The organism is Streptomyces sp. NPDC029159 (genome assembly GCF_055564055.1).
In genome coordinates this window covers 151,233-166,842 of sequence record NZ_JBVHWT010000015.1, presented here as the reverse complement: position 1 = coordinate 166,842, position 15,610 = coordinate 151,233, and the positions used below count along the sequence as shown (strand labels likewise).

Here is a 15,610-nt window from a genome sequence, read left to right as displayed (position 1 = left end):
GTGCTGGCCAACGGTGAGCGGCTCACTCCGTCGGTTGCCGAGCGGCTGCGGGAGGAGATGCCGCTGCTGGCCCAGATGGTGACCTTCTACGAGAACAACCAGCTTGCCGGCCGCGGTCTGGGCGGGGCGCCCGAGGACGGTGTGATGCCCCTGCCGCCGCCCGCGCGGCGCCGCAGCACGGTGTGGAGCATGTCGTCGGTGATGACCGGGGGCCGGCCGCCGTGCTTGCCCTTGCGGGCCGCGGTGTCGAGCCCTTCGAGGGTCGACTCGCGGATGTTCTCCCGCTCGGCCTCCGCCATCGCCGCGAAGAACGCGAACAGCAGCTTCCCCGGTCCGGTGGGGTCGTAGAGGCCGGGCAGGGGCCCGGCGAGCATCTCCAGGATGAGACCGTGGGCGGTGAGGTGGTCGGCCAGCGCGGTGAGCTCGGCGGCGTCGCGGCCGAGCCGCTTCATCTCGTACACGGTGAAGATGACCCGGCAGTGCGGGGCGTGCGCCTTGACCTCCCGCGCGGTCCGCAGCGCCTCCTCGAAGCGGGGCCGGACCCGTACGCGGGTGCTGATCTTCTCGGCGAAGATCTTGTCCCGGGGGATGCCGTGTCCGGCGAGCGCGTCGAGCTGGGAGTCGAGTTCCTGGCCGAGGGTCGAACAGCGGGAGTAGCCGATGCGGATGTCCGCGCCGGGGAGGTCCGGATCGACCGGGGCCGGGGGCGGGGTGCCCGGCCGCCACGGCCGGCCGGGCCCGCGGTCGGCGGGGGTCGGCATGCGCAGTGCCTTCTTCAGTCGGGGCACCTTGGTGAAGCGGCGGGTGTGGTAGGCGGAGGCGACCGCGCCGCCGCGCGAGCGGCAGGGCGAGCCGGGCTGGGCTTCGCACTTCGGACAGGCGTGCGCTTCGACGTCGTCGCCGTCCGACCGACCGTTCTGCGGTGGGTGCTGAGGGTCCGTCATGACCCCGGTTCTTCGCACAATGCAAGTCTCAGAAGGGGGCCCGCGGCACTTTCGAGTGAGAACGGGTTGTGAGAGCGGAACCGGGTCCGGCGGCGGTCCGGCGGCCCGTTTCCGATCTTGCTCGGGCAAAGGACCGTTTGTGAGAGGCTCCGCCGATCCTCGGCCGTCCCTGGGCGGTCAACCCTTACGGTGAGCCGGAGGCCAGGACTCTGGTGGCGAAGTTCGTGAACTGTGCCCGCAGTCTTTCCCGCGGAATGCACTCTTTCCCGGCCAGGTGCTCGACGAGGTCGGCCCGTGTGGCGGCGAGCAGGGCGTGGGTGGTGAAGTCGCTGTCGGTCAGGCCGGGGATCTGCTCCAGTACGGCTCGGAGCAGGCTGTGCCACCGCTCGTAGTGCTCCGCCTGGTACGGGCTGCTGCTCCCGCCTTCCTCCAAGGCCAGCGCGAGGCGCCGGTTGTCGAGTTTGAAGCACAGGATGGCATCGAGCAGGGCGGGTACGCGATCCCGCGGTGGGGTCGCGGGCCCCAGGGGTGGTGGGCCGGTCTCGACGGCCTGCCTGATCGGTTCGAGCCGTGCCTCGTACAGCGCACGGAGCAGCCCGGCGCGATCGCCGAAGGCCCGGAAGATCGTGCCCTTGCCGACACCGGCCGCTGCCGCGACGTCGGCCATGGTGACGTCCTCGGGGCTCTCACGGCGAGTGAAGAGGGCGTCGGCGGCCGCGAGCACGGCCTCCCGGTTGCGGATGGCGTCCTTACGAGACGACTGGCGTTCGGGCATGCCGCTCCTTCCATTTGCAAAACGGACCCGTGGTCCATATCTTCAAAGCGGACCCACGGTCCGTATTCTATGACTGGAGGATACTCATGTCCGCACCGATCTCCCCGGCGGATCTGTACCGCCGCAGCCTGCGACTGCTGCTCGACAAGGACATTGCCGGGTGGGTCGCCCTGTGGGCCGAGGACGGCCTCATGGAGTTCCCCTTCGCCCCCGACGGCTGGCCCCGGCGTCTGGAGGGCAAGGAGGCCATCGCCGCCTACATGCGCCACTACCCCGACCACATCGACCTGCACGACTTCCCCGACCTGCGGATCCACCAGACCACCGATCCACAGACCATCGTGGTCGAGATGCGCGGCGTCGGCCGCCTGGTGCAGATCGATGCTCCCTTCGACATGACCTACATCGCCGTTGTGACCGTTCGAGACGGGCACTTCACCTCTTACCGCGACTACTGGAACCCCCTCGGCGTCCAGGAGCCCGGCGCCGACTTCACCGGGAGCAGCCGATGACCACCGCGGGCACCACTCTGGTCATCGGCGCCACCGGCACGACCGGAAGCCGCACCGCCGCACAGCTGACGGCCGCGGGTCACCGCGTCAAAGCCGCCAGCCGCCGGGCCACCCCGGTCGCCGGCGCCGAGCCGGTCCCCTTCGACTGGTACGACCCCGCGACGCATGCGACCGCTCTCGACGGCGTGGACCGCGTCTACCTCATACCGCCCGTGGGCGACCCCGACCCGGCGGCGACCATGCTGCCGTTCCTCCGTCAGGCCCGCACAGCCGGCGTGCACCGCGCGGTGCTGCTGAGCTCCTCGGCCATCGCGGAGGGCGGTCCGGCGGTGGGAACGGTGCACCAGGCCCTGCCCGGTCTCTTCGCGCAGTGGGCGGTACTGCGGCCCTCGTGGTTCATGCAGAACTTCACCGGCACGCACGCGCACGCACGCAGCATCCGGGATGAGGGCATCATCTGGACCGCCACTGCGAGCGGCCGGGTCGGCTTCGTCGACGCCGAGGACATCGCGGCCGTCGCCGTGCGCGCTCTGACCGACGAGCAAGCCCCCAACACCGATCTCGTCCTCACCGGGCCCGAGTCACTCAGCCACGACGACATCGCCGCGGTCATCACCGAGGTCACCGGTCGGCCCGTGGTCCACCGCCGTCTGCCCTACGAGCAGATGCGCGACCGCCTCACGACGCAGGTGCCGGTGGAGTTCGCCACAATGCTGGCTGGCCTGGACCGTGGCATCGCCGAAGGGGCGGAGGATCGCATCACCGACACCGTCCAGCGCCTCACCGGTCGGCCCCCGCGCGCCTTCCGAGCCCTCTTTGAGGGGGAGATGCGATCCAGCGGATGATGTTCCAGGGCGATCAGCAGTTCGGGCCCGACACCCTGCGTAATCTTGGCCTGGCTGTCTACGGCGGCTCGGACATCGGAGAAGTCGTAGAAAACCGCCTAGGTGTAGGAGGCCAAAACGTTGGTGACGCCGTCCGGTAGACGTGCTGCGGGTGGTTGATTCCCAAGGGCGGTGTGTGGCCGGTGGTAGTTGTAGTGCACGATCCAGCGGCCCAGGAGGTGGGCGCGTTGGGCTTCTGACGTCCATGTCCGGGCGTAGAGGAATTCTTCGGCCAGGATGCGGTTGTATCGCTCGACTTTGCCGTTGTGGCGTGGGGTGTAGGGCGCGATGCGCTGGTGCCTTGCGCCGAGCAGGGCCCGGGTGAAGCTCTCTGCGCGGTAACAGGCACCGTTGTCTGTCACGATCCGTTCGATGCGGGTGATCCCGTGTGCAGCTAGCCAGGTGCGCGCACGGTGGAGAAAGGCGATCGCGGTGGTGGCTTTCTCGTCGGGCAGTGCTTCGGTGTAGGCGAGACGGCTGTACCCGTCTTGGCCGAGTGCAGGTAGACGTAGCCGCCGCGCGCGGTCTTCTTTCTCCGGTTGACGGCCTTGGCCTGGTCGCTGCCGCGCCCGTGCACGCGCCAGCCTCCACCGTCGGGGATGCGGCCTACCTTTTTCACATCCACGTGGACCATGTGACCTGGCCGTCGGGCCTGGATTTTCCGTGGTTGTCGGTTGACCTCACCGTTCGGGTCGATGAATCGGCGTCGGTTGAGGCCGAGCTCGGCCAGGTGCCTGCTGACGGTCCGTCGGCTGATCGGCGTTCCGTCCTGGCCAGTTCGAAGGCGATCCGGGACGCGGACCACTTGTCGGTCCGACGCAGCTGTTCGATGAGTATGAGGAGCTCGGGCGGTGTCACGGTCGGCTGGTGGTGCGGTGCGGAAGAGCGGTCCTCCAGCCCGAGTTCGCCGTGACTGCGATAGCGATTGACCCACTTCGATGCGCAGGCCCGGGAGATTCCCATCTCTGCTGCGACGTGGGCAATCGGCCTGGTTCGGCAACGCTCGACGAGTCGACGGCGCCCCTCGATGGTGAGGGGCGCGTTCCGGTGCGTCACGCAGTGGGCCCGGGCGCGGAGGGGCGTTTGGCGGTGTCCTTCTGGGAGATGGCCGCTGCCACCTCGTCCAGGGCGGTACGTAGGAGGGCGCCGTATGCGTCCTGGGGGAGGTTGGGGGCGTGCTCTTTGGCCGCGTTGATGTGTTCGGCGGCCGCGTCGAAGGAACCGAGTCGGCGGTAGTTGTCGGCCAGGTTGAGGTGGAGCGAGGGGTAGAAGCCGGCGATGTGGAGGCTGGGATGGTGCTCTTGGACGCGTTGGTCGGTCGCGGCGTCGACGGCGTCCAGGGCGCGGATGTCCCAGGCGAGGGCCTGGGCGGGATCTTCGTAGAGGTCGGCCAGGTAGTGGGCGAGTGAGCAACGGTGTAGCGGGTCGCCGCTGACGCCGATCGCCGACCACAGGTTCAGGAGCTTGTGGCGGGCTGCGAGAGTGTCGCCCTTACGCCCTTCGATGACGGCTTGGCCGATGGCTTCCATGGTCGGGTCGGAGCTGGCGGGTGTGGGGGTCATGAGGTTCCTCGGTGTCGTTCTCAGGCTGAGTGGTCGCGCTTGATGGGCATGGCCAGGGTGGTCAGATCGCCACGGTCGGCGGAGCGGATGGTGACGGGCCGGTCGTATCCCCTCAGGTCGAACATCACATCGGGGCCGATCGCCGTGCTCACGGCGGGATAGAGCGTGGTCATCTCGAACCCGATCCGGAGGGCCTCGCCCGTCACGGTGGCGGGCAGGGGGATGCCGGTGTCTTCGTCTTCTGCTGACCGGACGTTCACCCCGTGATCGCTGATGTGCAGCGCGATGTGTTCGCTGGGGTGTTCTTCCAGGGCGCGCAGCAGCGCGTCTTTCGAGACCGTCGCGCGGGTGGTGGCTTCGCCCAGGGAGGCGAGCATCATCTGGTGGTCGGGGAAGTCCTCGGGCAGCAGGCGGCAGTGCCGGTCCTCCCGCTCGGACATGCGCAGCCAGATCCCGTGCGGCACCGCTTCGATGCGGACTCGCGCACTGCGCCGGACCTCGGCGACCGCCGTGCGCAGATCATCGCAATCCACCGTGCCGGCCCACGTCTGGGCCGGTGGCTGTGGCGGTACCAGGGTCCGGGTGGAGAGCCGGTATCGGTCGGTCGCCGTCAGGGCGATCGCCTCACGGCTCGCCTCGATGTGCAGGCCGGCGAGCACCGGCATCCCCGGCTCGTGCGCGGTCGCGGCCAGGACCTGCTCGACCGCATCGGCCAGGACGGGGCCCCTCAGCGTGGCGATCAGCAGGCCAGGCACGTTGGCGCCCAGCGCGGACTTGATGACACCGGCCTTGTGCCGTGCCGCAGCCGCATCCCCGACGATCTTGGCGACATGCTCGTCGAGCAGCCGTGCCGCCTCCTCGGCCTCGGTGTCAAGGACGGCCTCGACCGCGGCTAGAGACATAGCGATCTCGCGAAGCTGACGCAGTGTGGTTGCCCGCCCCAACTGGTCAGCGGCGTAGTAGCGGTAGCCCGTGACCGGGTCCACTTCGGCAGGCGGCAGTAGCCCGGAGTCGGCGTAGAACCGCAACGCGCTGGAGGTCAGGCCGCTGCGTTGGGCAAAGACGCCGATCGGCATCAGCTCGGAATTTGGCACCTCGCCATCATTGAGCTTCAACCAACTCGAAGGTCAACAGCGACTTGGGGCGTCACCAACGTCATGGCCAGCAACACCACCTCCGGCTACTACGACGTCTGACTGTTGGAGGTGAGTCGAAGTGGTGGCCGTAGGGCTCGCGTAGGTCCACACGAGCGGGAAGACGACTCTGCGCTGAGCACAGGTGAGGCACTCGGCCCACTGACGCCTTGGCTCACCGTCACGCACAGAGCCTGAGACCGCGTCGGCACCAGCAGTCGGCCCGGCTTCACCTCAGTCCATGATGCAGCCGGCCGCTGGTGAAGCCGGGCGCGGGGCTTCATGATCCCAACCCGGCTGCATTCTCCATCACCGGTTCGGGAGTCTGTGTAACGGGCGCCGTACGGGGGCTGGGCACAACGGACGCCGCGGCGACGAGGTCGAGGTGGGAGTTCATGTCCAGCTCGAACGGGCCGTAGGGGTTCACGTGAGTCCAGAACAGCGGGGACAGGGCCCGCCGGTCTGCGTCGGTGAGCCGCTTGTTCCACTTCTCCTCGGCGAGGATGTCCTGGAGGAGCAGGGTGGCTTTGTTCACGACTTCCGGCAGCACTTGTTCACGGTTTCGGGAGGCGCCCGCCGAGCAGCAGGGGCGATGTTCACGAGAACGGGAGGCACCTACCCGCGGTCGGCAACGGCCCGATGGTGGCCGCCGCCCACGCCCGTAGCCAGCGCTTTTTGCCCCCCGCCGCCCGAGGTACAGCAGACGGCGTCTCGGCGGTCACCACCGTGCTGCTGCCCGTTCTCGTGAACATCCAGAGAGGCAGGTGCCTCCCGAACTGCTGTCGAAACGCTGCTCTGCGACACGAACAGGGCCAGTCCTAGCTTGGACAGCAGGGAGCAGGTAGCTCACCGGTAGGTCCCGGGGCTCACCCTTGCGGCGGGCGGCGGGGGCGCGTTCGGCGACGAGGTCGACGCCGGGGCGGGCGATGCCCTTCTCGTCCAACGGTGTCAGCACGTCGAAGGACTCGTGATCGGGCACCGGCAGGCTGTGCGGCGGGAGTGCCGCACCACCGTCACCTGCGCGCCGAACTCCCGTGCTCCAGCCGGGTCTTCGTCGCTCAGGCCGCCGACTCCGGGCACACGATCAGCTGGCCGGAGTCGGCGTCGTACGACACGGCAGCGGCATGTCCGGCGAGCTCGGGGGCGATGGCCGCCCATCGCTCCCGCAGCGTCGCGCCGGCGGCCCGGGGGCCCTCGGGCTCAGCTCGCCGAGCCGGGGCTTCGGTTACTTCTCTCCTCGGTCGACGATGCCTTGGCGGTGCTCGCCCTGGCCACCGATCTCTACCTCGAAGCCCAGTGGGACGGGGCCGCCGCGCCACCCGCGCGGGCGCCACCGCCGGCGAGATCGGCATGTTCCTCGGCATCTCCCTGCGGGACGCCAGATCAGTGGCAGGCGGTGAGCTCTTCGATGCGGGTGGCGAAGTCGGCGTTGGGCAGCGGCAGATCGACGTCATCGACGAAGCCGAGGGCGTGTGGCGCCGGGTGACTTCCGAAGGCGTCGGGAGGTTCACCGCCTCGGTGTCATCCGCGTTGATTCAGTGCCTGGGTCAGCTCGCGGTTGGCGGCGCGCGCGGCTTCCAGTTCGGCTTCCCGTTCTTCCAAGCGTGAGGCCAGCTCGACATTGCGCTGTTCCAGCTGGGTGATCGTCCGGCGGTGTTCGTCGATGTCCGCCGGGGCGCCGAGTCCCGACTCGCGCCACGCCTGTTCTCCAAGGTCTTGGGACAGGCGCTTTCCAGTTGCTGGACGCGGGCGGCGAGGCGGGCTGCGCGGGCGCCCGCGTTGGCCAGGTCGGCTTGGAAGGACGCCTGGGCGCCGGCCGGCCCGCGGGCCGGCGTGGGGCCGGCTGGTTGGCGAGCGGCGGCGTGCAGTTCCTCCAGGAGGTCGCGGTGGCGGTAGAGGGAGGTGCGGTCGACGCGCGCGGCGCGGGCGATGGCCGAGGCGGTCAGTGAGGTGCCGTCGCGGACGGCGCTGGCCAGGGCGGCACGCACGCGTTGGTGGCGCCGTTCGGTGTCCTGGTGGCGGCCGTCGGTCATGGGCGTGGTCACAGCGGGTTCCTCGTCGGTCGGACGTCGGGCAGGGGCTGTCCGACACGGGGCATGCCGAGCAGGACGGTGCGGCGGTGCGGTCAAGCCACCACTGCCCGTTGCGTGGCCAGTCTTGAACGCCGGCTGAGTGCGGCGTCCACGCTGATCCGTCCGCTCGTGCGGTGGCCGAGGGTGAGCCCGCTCGACAGGTCCCTGTAGGGCGAGTCGCGGCCGACGTGCCGGAGGTGCCAGTCCCCGTGGGCGCGCATGAGCCGGGTGAAGGCCGCACGGTCGAGGTCCTGCCACAGCCAGCCGAGGGAGAGGGAGCGGACGGCGCCCGGCGGGCGGGGCAGCAGGTCGCCAGGGCCGCCGATGGCTCCGGGTGTCCTGAACAGATAGCGGGTGACGACGCCGAAGTTGCCCCCTCCGCCGCCGGTGTGGGCCCACCACAGCTCGCGTTCGGCGCCCGTCGAGTCCCGGGTGGCCGTCACGAGGCGGGCCCGGCCCGTCTGGTCCGTGACGACCACCTCGACCCCGTGGAGGTGGTCGACGACCAGCCCGTACCGGCGGGAGAGCGCTCCGTAGCCGCCGCCCGCGACATGGCCTCCCACGCCGACCGAGGGGCAGCCGCCGCCGGGCAGGGTGACGCCCCAGCCGAGGTAGAGGGTGCGGTAGACGCGTCCGAGCGTGGCGCCCGCCTCGACGGCGAAGACCCGCCGTTCGGGCTCGTAGGTGACGGCTGTCATCTCGGAGGCGTCGACGAGGACCCGGACGGCGGGGTCGTCGACGAGGTTCTCGAAGCAGTGGCCGCCGCTGCGGACCGCGACGCGCTTGCGGGCGCGGGCCGCCTCTTCCACCGCGCGGACCGCCTGCCCGGCCGTGCCGACGAGGTGCACCACGTCCGGGGAGCCGGTGAAGCGGCCGTTGTAGCCGCGTGTGGCGAGTTCGGCGTACCGGGGGTCGTCGGGCCCCAGCACCACGGGTCCCAGGGGCGGCGGGTCGGTCCCTCTGGGGGCGGATGCCTCGGCAGGGCCACCGAGGAGCGCGGTGCCCCCGGAGAGCGCTGAGAGTTCTAGGAGCCGTCTTCGTGTGAGTCGTGCCAATGGGGATACCGACCTTCCCGTCCGGCCCGTGGCCGATCGCCTTGTTGGCGCCCAGCCTGGGTGTCCTCGCTGGCGGGACGGTGGAGTCGCGCTGGTATAGGCGGCAACGGCCGTACCGGAACGGGTGGTTCGGCGGGTGTTGGGGCGGCTCGAAGCGGCGCAGGGGGGCGGCGTAGGGGGCGGTTCGAAGAGCAGATCGAGACCGTCAGGGAGGCTGACAAAGACGTTATTAGCGCTTCTAAGCTCGAAGATGTCAAGAGCCCAGAGCATCTGACATTCCTTCCGCCTGCCCCGCGCCCGAGCCGGCCTGCCCGGGCGCGGGCCGTGCCCCCTGATTCCGCCCTGAACCCCGTACGGGAGAACCCATGATCCACACCCGCGGGCTCACCCGCAGCTTCCGCGCCAAAGGAGAGGCCGTTGAGGCCGTGCGCGGTCTGGACCTCGACATCGAAGCGGGTTCCGTCGTCGCCTTCCTCGGCCCGAACGGCGCAGGGAAGACCACCAGCCTGCGCATGCTGACCACCCTGCTACCGCCGACTTCGGGCACTGCCGTCGTCGCCGGGCACGACGTGCTGACTGACCCCTCCGGGGTCCGCCGCCGCATCGGCTACCTCGGCCAGGGCAACAGCGCGGGCAGCAACTTCCGGGTCAGCGACGAGCTGATCACCCAGGGCCGTGCGTACGGCCTGAGCCGCACGGAGTCCCGCGCCCGTGCCGAGCGCCTGAAAAATGGTGTGACTCCTCTCCGGGATGGCGTACCCGGGTAATTCCGTTTCGGGAAGCCGCCGCCGCAGCTCCGGAACTGTTGCGCCACTCCGAACCGCTCGCGACATCCGGGGTTCTCATGTCCTGGGCCCTTGCGCGAACGGTCACCGTCCGGAATGGCGGCAAGCGAACTTTCCGAAGACTGCGGGCGGACGGCGTATCCGGCCGGCCTCATGCCGACGGACGTATACGACGGTTATCTGCCTGTTTTGCTTTCGTCAGCCCTCGCGTACCGCATCTGCGACGCGATCGCCGTTGTTCTCCGCGGTCTCGCTCCCGGGAAGGACGACCGGCAGCCCCGCTGCTTCCCACGCCTCAAGACCGCCCGCCACGCTGTAGACGGAGGACCGGCCCGCGCGGATCGCCTGCACGCCGCACTGCGCGCTGCGGTTGCCTGTGCGGCAGACGAAGGCCAGTGGGCCGTCAGGCAGATCCGACAGCAACGCCGGCAATGTGCTGAGCGCGGCGTGGACGGCGCCGGCCGGGTGACGCGCTGCCCATTCGTCGTCTTCACGAACATCGACCAGCGTGAGTTGCCCGTCCACGGCACGGCGACGCGCCTCAACAGGAGACAGGTCAGCGGGCATGCGACCGTCGCCGGAACTCAGGCTCTGCGTGGGCAGGACCGTCCGGATCGCCTCGTAGTTCGAGGCATGGACGACGGCTATCTGCTGTCCCATCATCGGGCAGACATTCATTGCCTCTTCCCAGTGACGGGTGGACTCCCATTCCGCCACGTTGACGAGAGAGAATGTGCTTCCCGGAACGATCGTGCGGAACATGTACGTCCGGAGGAAACCGGGCTGCGCCGCCATCACCTCCGCGGCATCCTGCCATGCGGCGAGATAATTGGCTTCCTTTTCCTCATCGATCTCGATCGGAATGATCACGACGTGGCGATTTTCCATCTGCTGCTTCCTCAAGTATTTCGACTACCGACATGCCGCTCGTGCGGAGGAATTCCCAACGGATGAGGGAACACGACCGAGGCCTGGAGATGGCGGCTTTCGGTTGTGAGCCGGAACCGTCTGGACGCAGCCTGCACACACGTGTCCGCAGGCGACGAATCTTCTTGCTGGACCAGCAAGGTGGTCGGCGTGGGCCCGGCCGTCAGCCGATCGGCGGGCCATCGCCGACGGCGAGGTACCGGGGCGTCTTGCCAGTCCAGCATGAACCTTTGCCGCATCGCCGGCACCGTCGCACGCTGATGGCATGAGCGAGTTCGAGTTGATACGAGATGGTGAACAGACCTGGGACGTCGTGGTGGTCGGGGGTGGGACCGCCGGCCTTTCCGGGGCTTTGAATCTGGCACGGGTGCGCCGGTCGGTTCTGGTGATCGACAAGGGTGAGCCCCGCAATGCTCCGGCTGCCGGCGCCCATGGTGTGCTCGGCCGCGAGGGCATCTCTCCCCTGGAGCTGCTGCGGCTCGGGCGCGAGGAGGTCGCTTCGTACGGCGGTCGTGTCGTTTCGGGGCAGGTCGCGCGGATCTCCCGGGACGGCGCGGGCTTCCGGGTTGTCACCGAGGACGGGCAGCGCCTACGGACACACAGAGTGCTGGTGACCACTGGTTTGGTCGATGTGCTGCCGGACGTGCCAGGGTTGGCCGAACGGTGGGGACGGGACGTGCTGCACTGCGTGTACTGCCACGGCTGGGAAGTCCGGGACAAGGTCATCGGGGTGCTCGGCAACTTCCACCAGGCCCTGTTGTTCCGTCAGATGTCCAAGGACGTCACGCTGTTCCTGCACACCGCAACGGAACTGACCGACGAACAGTGGGAGCAGCTGGCCGCTCTCGGCGTCGGCGTGGTCGACGGTGAGGCCACCGGGCTCGAGGTCGACAGCCATGACCAGCTGGCGGGCGTGCGGCTGGCATCGGGAAAGGTGGTGCCGGTCCAGCAACTGGTGGTCGCCCCCCGGTTCCTCGCGCGCGCCGGTTTCCTGCGCGAGCTGGGCGTGACGATGCAGGAACACCCCATGGGTCTGGGGGAGCAGCTCCAGGTGGACGCCTCCGGGTTCACCGGAGTGCAGGGCGTGTGGGCCGCGGGGAACGTCAGCGATGTACTGGCCGGGGTTCCCGCCGCGGCAGCAGCCGGCACCACCGCGGCCGCCGCGATCCACATGGACCTGCTGAAGGCCGACGCGGAAGCCGCCGCCCGCGCGGCGAAGGACGGTGAAGTGTTCAGCGGGGCGAGGGAGGCCGAGGTGTCGCGGCGGGTGCAGGGCAGCCGTGCGCACGGACTGGGCTGCCTCCCCGGAGGGAACTGAGCCCTTACCGCGACCGGGTCAGGTGGCGCGGACCCGGAGGTGGGCCCGTTCTCCCTGGCGTCCAAGCAGGATGAGAAGTTCAACGGCCTGGTCGCCGTCGGCACCAATCCAGTGCGGCACGTGCGTGTCGAACTCCGCGGCCTCGCCCGGCTTGAGGCTCAGGCTCTGCTCGCCCAGCAGCAGCCTGAGCCGTCCGGCGAGCACATAGAGCCACTCAAAACCGTCGTGAGTCTGCAGCTCCGGCTCGCTCTGGGACGTGGGTGAAATGAGAAGCTTATAAGCTCGGGCGCCGCCAGGATCGCTCAGCGGCACCAACGTCATGCCTCCCCGGGTCACCGGGCGCAGGTGAATGCGCGGGTCTCCCGTAGGGGGCGCGCCCACGAGATGGTCGAGGGGCACCGCGTACACCTCGGCGAGTGGCAGCAGCAGCTCCAAAGTCGGCTTGCGACTGCCGCCCTCCAGACGAGACAGCGTGCTCTCGCTGATTCCGGTCCGCCGGCCAAGCTCAGCCAGCGTGATCCCCCGCCGGCGACGCAGCTCCCGCAGACGGGGCCCGACCGCATCCAGAACGTCCTTCTTCGCGCTGTTCACCCCCTGATACTGCCCGAAACGGCATGGCCCCTTCCAATTCGAGTTCGAGCAGCAACAGAGCAGTCCGCGACGGTGACGTTCGGCGAGCGGCTCGATCCGGAGGTGCCGGCGCAGGCATGGGAGATCGCCAAGGCCTGCGCGGTGTTCCTCGCGGTGGGGACCATCCTTCAGGTGCAGCCGACAGCGAGCGCCGCGGACCACGGCGCTCGGAAGACGGCCGTCCCTGAGCAGTGATCAGTCACGGGCGAGAGGTCAATGACGGCCGGGACTCGGGCCCCGCGTGCGCGGCGTGCAGGGCGAAGACGAAGCGGACTCCGATCACCCAAGCGCGGTTGGCGGCCGAGGGGCTCGAATCGGAATGTCCCGTTCCGTGATGGCGGCCTGCGTGTTTCCCGTGTGTCTCCTCCAGGGGCCACGGCAACGTGTCTCACGGTCTTGTCCCTTTGCCGGAGTCCGCCTCGACGCAGGTGTGGCGGCGGGTTCCTCGGCAAGGGACTCGGCGGTCCTGGGAAGTCCACTGCGCACCGTGCCATCACCTCGATGAGCTCGCCAAGGCGGAACGATTTCGACCCGGAGAAAGCCCTTCTGCCTTTGCGTGAACCACCTTCTGCTGCCGGGCTGGTGACGTCTGTGTAGGCCGGGGCCGACTTGATCGTCGGGGTGATGGGGGAAAATCGGCGGGTCCTGTCGGCCTGAGGGGTCGGCGACGCACAAGGAGGACAAGGTGGGGCGGGATGAGTGAGCACGGCCGGCGTCGGCGTCACCGTACGGTGGATCGGGTCGTGTGGATCCTGGAGGCCGCCGCGCGGGCGCCGGGCGGGGTGACCGTGGCCGAGTTGGCGCGGACGGTCGGGGCGCCGGCGAGTTCGGTGCAGGATCTGGTCAACGGCCTTGTCGCGACGGGTTTTCTGCTGGAACAGCACCGGCGTTTCCGGCTTGGGCCCGCCCCGCACGTTCTCCATCTCATCGCAGGCCGGGTCGTCCCTCGGATCAGTCAGGCCGAACTCGACGGGCTGAGTCGCGTCGCGGGTACCCCGGTGTTGCTCACGGTGCGGGTCGGGCTCGACGCCGTGCACCTCGCGCGCGGCGGCGAGGACGAGATTCCCCGGCTCGTGCCGCTCGCCGACGAGCACCTGGCCCGGCCGCTGCTGCGTACTGCCGCCGGCCGGTTGCTGCTGGCCTTCACCGACGAGGCGGAGCGCCGTGGGCTGCTCGACGAGCTGGCCCGCCACGACCCCGAGGGCGTCGCCGAGTTCCGCTGCGCTCTTCCGTCGATCCGCGCGTCGCGGATCAGCCGCAGCGAGGGCCTGGCCGACCCCGAGGTCAGCGCACTCGCGATCCCCGTCACCGACGGCCCCGTCGTCACGGGAGCCCTCGTCCTGATGCACCAGCGTCGCGGCCGCTCGGAGCGGCTGCGCCTGGACCGGGCGGCGGCCCGGCTCCTCGCGCACCTCCAGGAGAGGCGGACGTGACGTCCGCATCCGTTCACGGATATCCGTGAATCCGGGCGCCCGTGCGGTGCCGGGAGTGAGCATCCCGGCATGACTTCGAACAGGCTGACCACGACCGAGCCGACACCGACGCCGTCGTCCACCAGCGAGATCGTCTCCCGGCTGCTGCACACCCTCGGCGACCCCGATCCGGCCCGGGCGGCCAAGGACATCACCGTCGTCGGGGCCGATCCCCTGGTGCCCTCGGTGCACCGCCTCGCCGATGCCATGTCTGCCGCGATCGGGGTCTTCGGGCGGCAGACGGCGGCGGTCGGCGAACAGCGCGGGCACCCGCACCAGAGGGTTCAGGTGCAGGCCGGGGCCGCGATCGACCAGCTCATGGCGACCTATCACACGACGCTGTCGGGGCGCCCGCTCGGCGCTCTGCTCGATGATCCGACGCTGCTCGGCAACAACGACTTCTACCGGGCACGCGACGGCCGGTGGATCTTCCTCATCACCACCTATCCGCATCTGCGGGACGCCGTCCACTCCGTGCTGAGGTGCGGGCTCGACAAGGTGGGGATCGCGCGGGCCGCGGCCGGTTGGGACGCCTTCACGCTGGAGGAGGCCATCTGCGCGCGAGGCGGCGTCGCCTGCGTGGTGCGCAGCCGGGACGAGTGGCTCGCACATCCCGCGGGGCGGTACGTCGCGCGGCGCCCGGTCGTCGAGATCGAACGCGTCGGTGACGGGCCGGCCCGGCCTCTGGAGCCGATCGGCGAGGCCGACGAGGCACTCACGGGCGTACGGGTGCTCGATCTCACCCATGTCATCGCAGGTCCCGTCGGGGCGCGGCTCCTCGCCCAGTTCGGCGCCGACGTGCTGCACCTGTCGCGTCCCGACCGCCCTGACCCGATCCCGATGATCGTGATGACCGGCGGCGGCAAGCGCAATGCCTACTGTGACCTGCGCGACGGTCACGACCGTACGGCCTTCCACGAGGTGCTCCAGGACGCGGACGTCTTCGTGCACGCCTACCGGGGACTTGCCCGGCACGGGGCGTCGACCGAGGAACTCGTCCGGCGCCGCCCCGGACTCATCACCCTCGAATACCACGCCTGGGGCGCCGACGGCCCCTGGGGTGAACGTGGCGGCTTCGACCAACTCGCCTGTTCGGCAACCGGATTCGCCGTCGAGGAGTGGACCGACCGGCCGTCGCTGCCGCCGACGTACCTGCTCAATGACTACCTCGCCGCGTATCTCGGGGCTGCCGCCGTGGCAACGGTCCTGCGCCGGCGTGCGACGGAGGGCGGCTCGTGGCGGATCCGCGTGACCTTGGCCGGGGTATGTCACTGGGTTCAGGAGCTCGGGCTGCTGGCACGGGAGAACGTCATCGACCTGCCCCGGCCCGGGCGCGCGCCGCTCGCCGCGCTGTCGACCACCGGGACCGACTTCGGCCCGCTCACCGAACCGGCGACCCCGTTCGCGTACAGCGGGCGCACGGTCCCCCAGCCCGGCCGGCGTACCCCGCTCGGGTCCGCCGCGCTCCAGTGGCGCTGAGCGCTCCAGGGGAAGTGCCGTACGTCATCTGCGGGCCGGTGGGGCTGATCGCGCCCCCGGCG

At 69.8% G+C, this 15,610-nt stretch carries 16 protein-coding genes and 2 pseudogenes; 8 read left to right on the top strand and 10 right to left on the bottom strand.

The features are described 5' to 3' along the window. Positions 1–86: 86 nt before the first annotated feature. Together ACZ4U4_RS25755 and ACZ4U4_RS25750 are read right to left on the bottom strand one after the other, a co-directional pair. A complete protein-coding gene (locus tag ACZ4U4_RS25755; protein WP_467878692.1) occupies positions 87–944 on the bottom strand; it encodes a recombinase family protein in 858 nt (285 codons plus the stop codon). 184 nt (positions 945–1,128) lie between these two features. After that, entirely contained in the window at positions 1,129–1,719 is a 591-nt protein-coding gene (locus ACZ4U4_RS25750; protein WP_467878690.1) for a TetR/AcrR family transcriptional regulator, read from the bottom strand. Positions 1,720–1,805: 86 nt separating this feature from the next. Between ACZ4U4_RS25750 and ACZ4U4_RS25745 the strand changes: the two genes are divergently transcribed. Together ACZ4U4_RS25745 and ACZ4U4_RS25740 are read left to right on the top strand one after the other, a co-directional pair. Beyond that, positions 1,806–2,231 carry a nuclear transport factor 2 family protein gene (locus ACZ4U4_RS25745; RefSeq protein ID WP_467878688.1) on the top strand — a complete coding sequence of 142 codons (426 nt, stop codon included), beginning with the start codon at positions 1,806–1,808 and terminating at the stop codon, positions 2,229–2,231. Beyond that, a complete protein-coding gene (locus ACZ4U4_RS25740) occupies positions 2,228–3,076 on the top strand; it encodes an NmrA family NAD(P)-binding protein (protein ID WP_467878686.1) in 849 nt (282 codons plus the stop codon). Before ACZ4U4_RS25745 ends, ACZ4U4_RS25740 begins: the two co-directional genes overlap by 4 nt. Positions 3,077–3,174: 98 nt before the next feature. Here the strand turns inward: ACZ4U4_RS25740 and ACZ4U4_RS25735 are convergent. From ACZ4U4_RS25735 to ACZ4U4_RS25720, 4 genes and pseudogenes are all read right to left on the bottom strand, one after another. Continuing rightward, positions 3,175–4,171 (bottom strand): annotated as a pseudogene (locus ACZ4U4_RS25735) (IS481 family transposase). Then, entirely contained in the window at positions 4,168–4,677 is a 510-nt protein-coding gene (locus ACZ4U4_RS25730) for a hypothetical protein (protein WP_467878683.1), read from the bottom strand. The pseudogene ACZ4U4_RS25735 and the gene ACZ4U4_RS25730 overlap by 4 nt, the downstream one beginning before the upstream one ends. Positions 4,678–4,697: 20 nt before the next feature. Then, entirely contained in the window at positions 4,698–5,771 is a 1,074-nt protein-coding gene (locus ACZ4U4_RS25725; protein ID WP_467878784.1) for a DNA polymerase III subunit beta family protein, read from the bottom strand. Positions 5,772–6,090: 319 nt separating this feature from the next. After that, entirely contained in the window at positions 6,091–6,360 is a 270-nt protein-coding gene (locus ACZ4U4_RS25720; protein WP_467878681.1) for a Tn3 family transposase, read from the bottom strand. A gap of 800 nt (positions 6,361–7,160) precedes the next feature. On the opposite strand from ACZ4U4_RS25720, the gene ACZ4U4_RS25715 reads away from it, so the two are divergent. Beyond that, entirely contained in the window at positions 7,161–7,418 is a 258-nt protein-coding gene (locus ACZ4U4_RS25715; RefSeq protein ID WP_467878679.1) for a hypothetical protein, read from the top strand. Here ACZ4U4_RS25715 and ACZ4U4_RS25710 read toward each other — a convergent pair. Next, positions 7,358–7,855 carry a hypothetical protein gene (locus ACZ4U4_RS25710; RefSeq protein WP_467878676.1) on the bottom strand — a complete coding sequence of 166 codons (498 nt, stop codon included), beginning with the start codon at positions 7,853–7,855 and terminating at the stop codon, positions 7,358–7,360. The genes ACZ4U4_RS25715 and ACZ4U4_RS25710 overlap by 61 nt on opposite strands. 80 nt (positions 7,856–7,935) lie before the next feature. Beyond that, entirely contained in the window at positions 7,936–8,814 is an 879-nt protein-coding gene (locus ACZ4U4_RS25705) for an FAD-binding oxidoreductase (protein ID WP_467878674.1), read from the bottom strand. 488 nt (positions 8,815–9,302) lie between these two features. Between ACZ4U4_RS25705 and ACZ4U4_RS25700 the strand changes: the two genes are divergently transcribed. Then, a complete protein-coding gene (locus ACZ4U4_RS25700; protein ID WP_467878672.1) occupies positions 9,303–9,704 on the top strand; it encodes an ATP-binding cassette domain-containing protein in 402 nt (133 codons plus the stop codon). Positions 9,705–9,920: 216 nt separating this feature from the next. On the opposite strand, the gene ACZ4U4_RS25695 is transcribed toward ACZ4U4_RS25700, so the two are convergent. Further along, positions 9,921–10,625, bottom strand: coding sequence for a rhodanese-like domain-containing protein (locus ACZ4U4_RS25695; protein ID WP_467878670.1), 705 nt, complete (start codon positions 10,623–10,625; stop codon positions 9,921–9,923). Positions 10,626–10,914: 289 nt separating this feature from the next. Between ACZ4U4_RS25695 and ACZ4U4_RS25690 the strand changes: the two genes are divergently transcribed. Next, positions 10,915–11,967: an NAD(P)/FAD-dependent oxidoreductase gene (locus tag ACZ4U4_RS25690; RefSeq protein WP_467878668.1), complete on the top strand. Its 1,053-nt coding sequence runs from the start codon at positions 10,915–10,917 to the stop codon at positions 11,965–11,967. 18 nt (positions 11,968–11,985) lie between these two features. On the opposite strand, the gene ACZ4U4_RS25685 is transcribed toward ACZ4U4_RS25690, so the two are convergent. Continuing rightward, positions 11,986–12,558 carry a helix-turn-helix domain-containing protein gene (locus ACZ4U4_RS25685; protein WP_467878665.1) on the bottom strand — a complete coding sequence of 191 codons (573 nt, stop codon included), beginning with the start codon at positions 12,556–12,558 and terminating at the stop codon, positions 11,986–11,988. A gap of 60 nt (positions 12,559–12,618) precedes the next feature. Here ACZ4U4_RS25685 and ACZ4U4_RS25680 point away from each other — a divergent pair. From ACZ4U4_RS25680 to ACZ4U4_RS25670, 3 genes and pseudogenes are all read left to right on the top strand, one after another. Further along, positions 12,619–12,780: pseudogene (locus ACZ4U4_RS25680) on the top strand (NAD-dependent deacetylase); the annotation flags it as partial. 512 nt (positions 12,781–13,292) lie between these two features. Continuing rightward, complete coding sequence (locus ACZ4U4_RS25675; RefSeq protein ID WP_467878662.1) at positions 13,293–14,030, top strand: helix-turn-helix domain-containing protein; 738 nt, start codon at positions 13,293–13,295, stop codon at positions 14,028–14,030. Between the two features lie 69 nt (positions 14,031–14,099). Further along, positions 14,100–15,548, top strand: coding sequence for a CoA transferase (locus ACZ4U4_RS25670; protein ID WP_467878659.1), 1,449 nt, complete (start codon positions 14,100–14,102; stop codon positions 15,546–15,548). Positions 15,549–15,610: the final 62 nt, after the last annotated feature.

Excerpts from the sequence above, each read along its gene's own strand:
- ACZ4U4_RS25670 (WP_467878659.1), top strand. The coding sequence starts at position 14,100 with ATGACTTCGAACAGGCTGACCACGACCGAGCCGACACCGACGCCGTCG.
- ACZ4U4_RS25700 (WP_467878672.1), top strand. The coding sequence starts at position 9,303 with ATGATCCACACCCGCGGGCTCACCCGCAGCTTCCGCGCCAAAGGAGAG.
- ACZ4U4_RS25730 (WP_467878683.1), bottom strand. The coding sequence starts at position 4,677 with ATGACCCCCACACCCGCCAGCTCCGACCCGACCATGGAAGCCATCGGC.
- ACZ4U4_RS25745 (WP_467878688.1), top strand. The coding sequence starts at position 1,806 with ATGTCCGCACCGATCTCCCCGGCGGATCTGTACCGCCGCAGCCTGCGA.
- ACZ4U4_RS25740 (WP_467878686.1), top strand. The coding sequence starts at position 2,228 with ATGACCACCGCGGGCACCACTCTGGTCATCGGCGCCACCGGCACGACC.
- ACZ4U4_RS25750 (WP_467878690.1), bottom strand. The coding sequence starts at position 1,719 with ATGCCCGAACGCCAGTCGTCTCGTAAGGACGCCATCCGCAACCGGGAG.
- ACZ4U4_RS25755 (WP_467878692.1), bottom strand. The coding sequence starts at position 944 with ATGACGGACCCTCAGCACCCACCGCAGAACGGTCGGTCGGACGGCGAC.
- ACZ4U4_RS25690 (WP_467878668.1), top strand. The coding sequence starts at position 10,915 with ATGAGCGAGTTCGAGTTGATACGAGATGGTGAACAGACCTGGGACGTC.
- ACZ4U4_RS25715 (WP_467878679.1), top strand. The coding sequence starts at position 7,161 with ATGTTCCTCGGCATCTCCCTGCGGGACGCCAGATCAGTGGCAGGCGGT.
- ACZ4U4_RS25675 (WP_467878662.1), top strand. The coding sequence starts at position 13,293 with ATGAGTGAGCACGGCCGGCGTCGGCGTCACCGTACGGTGGATCGGGTC.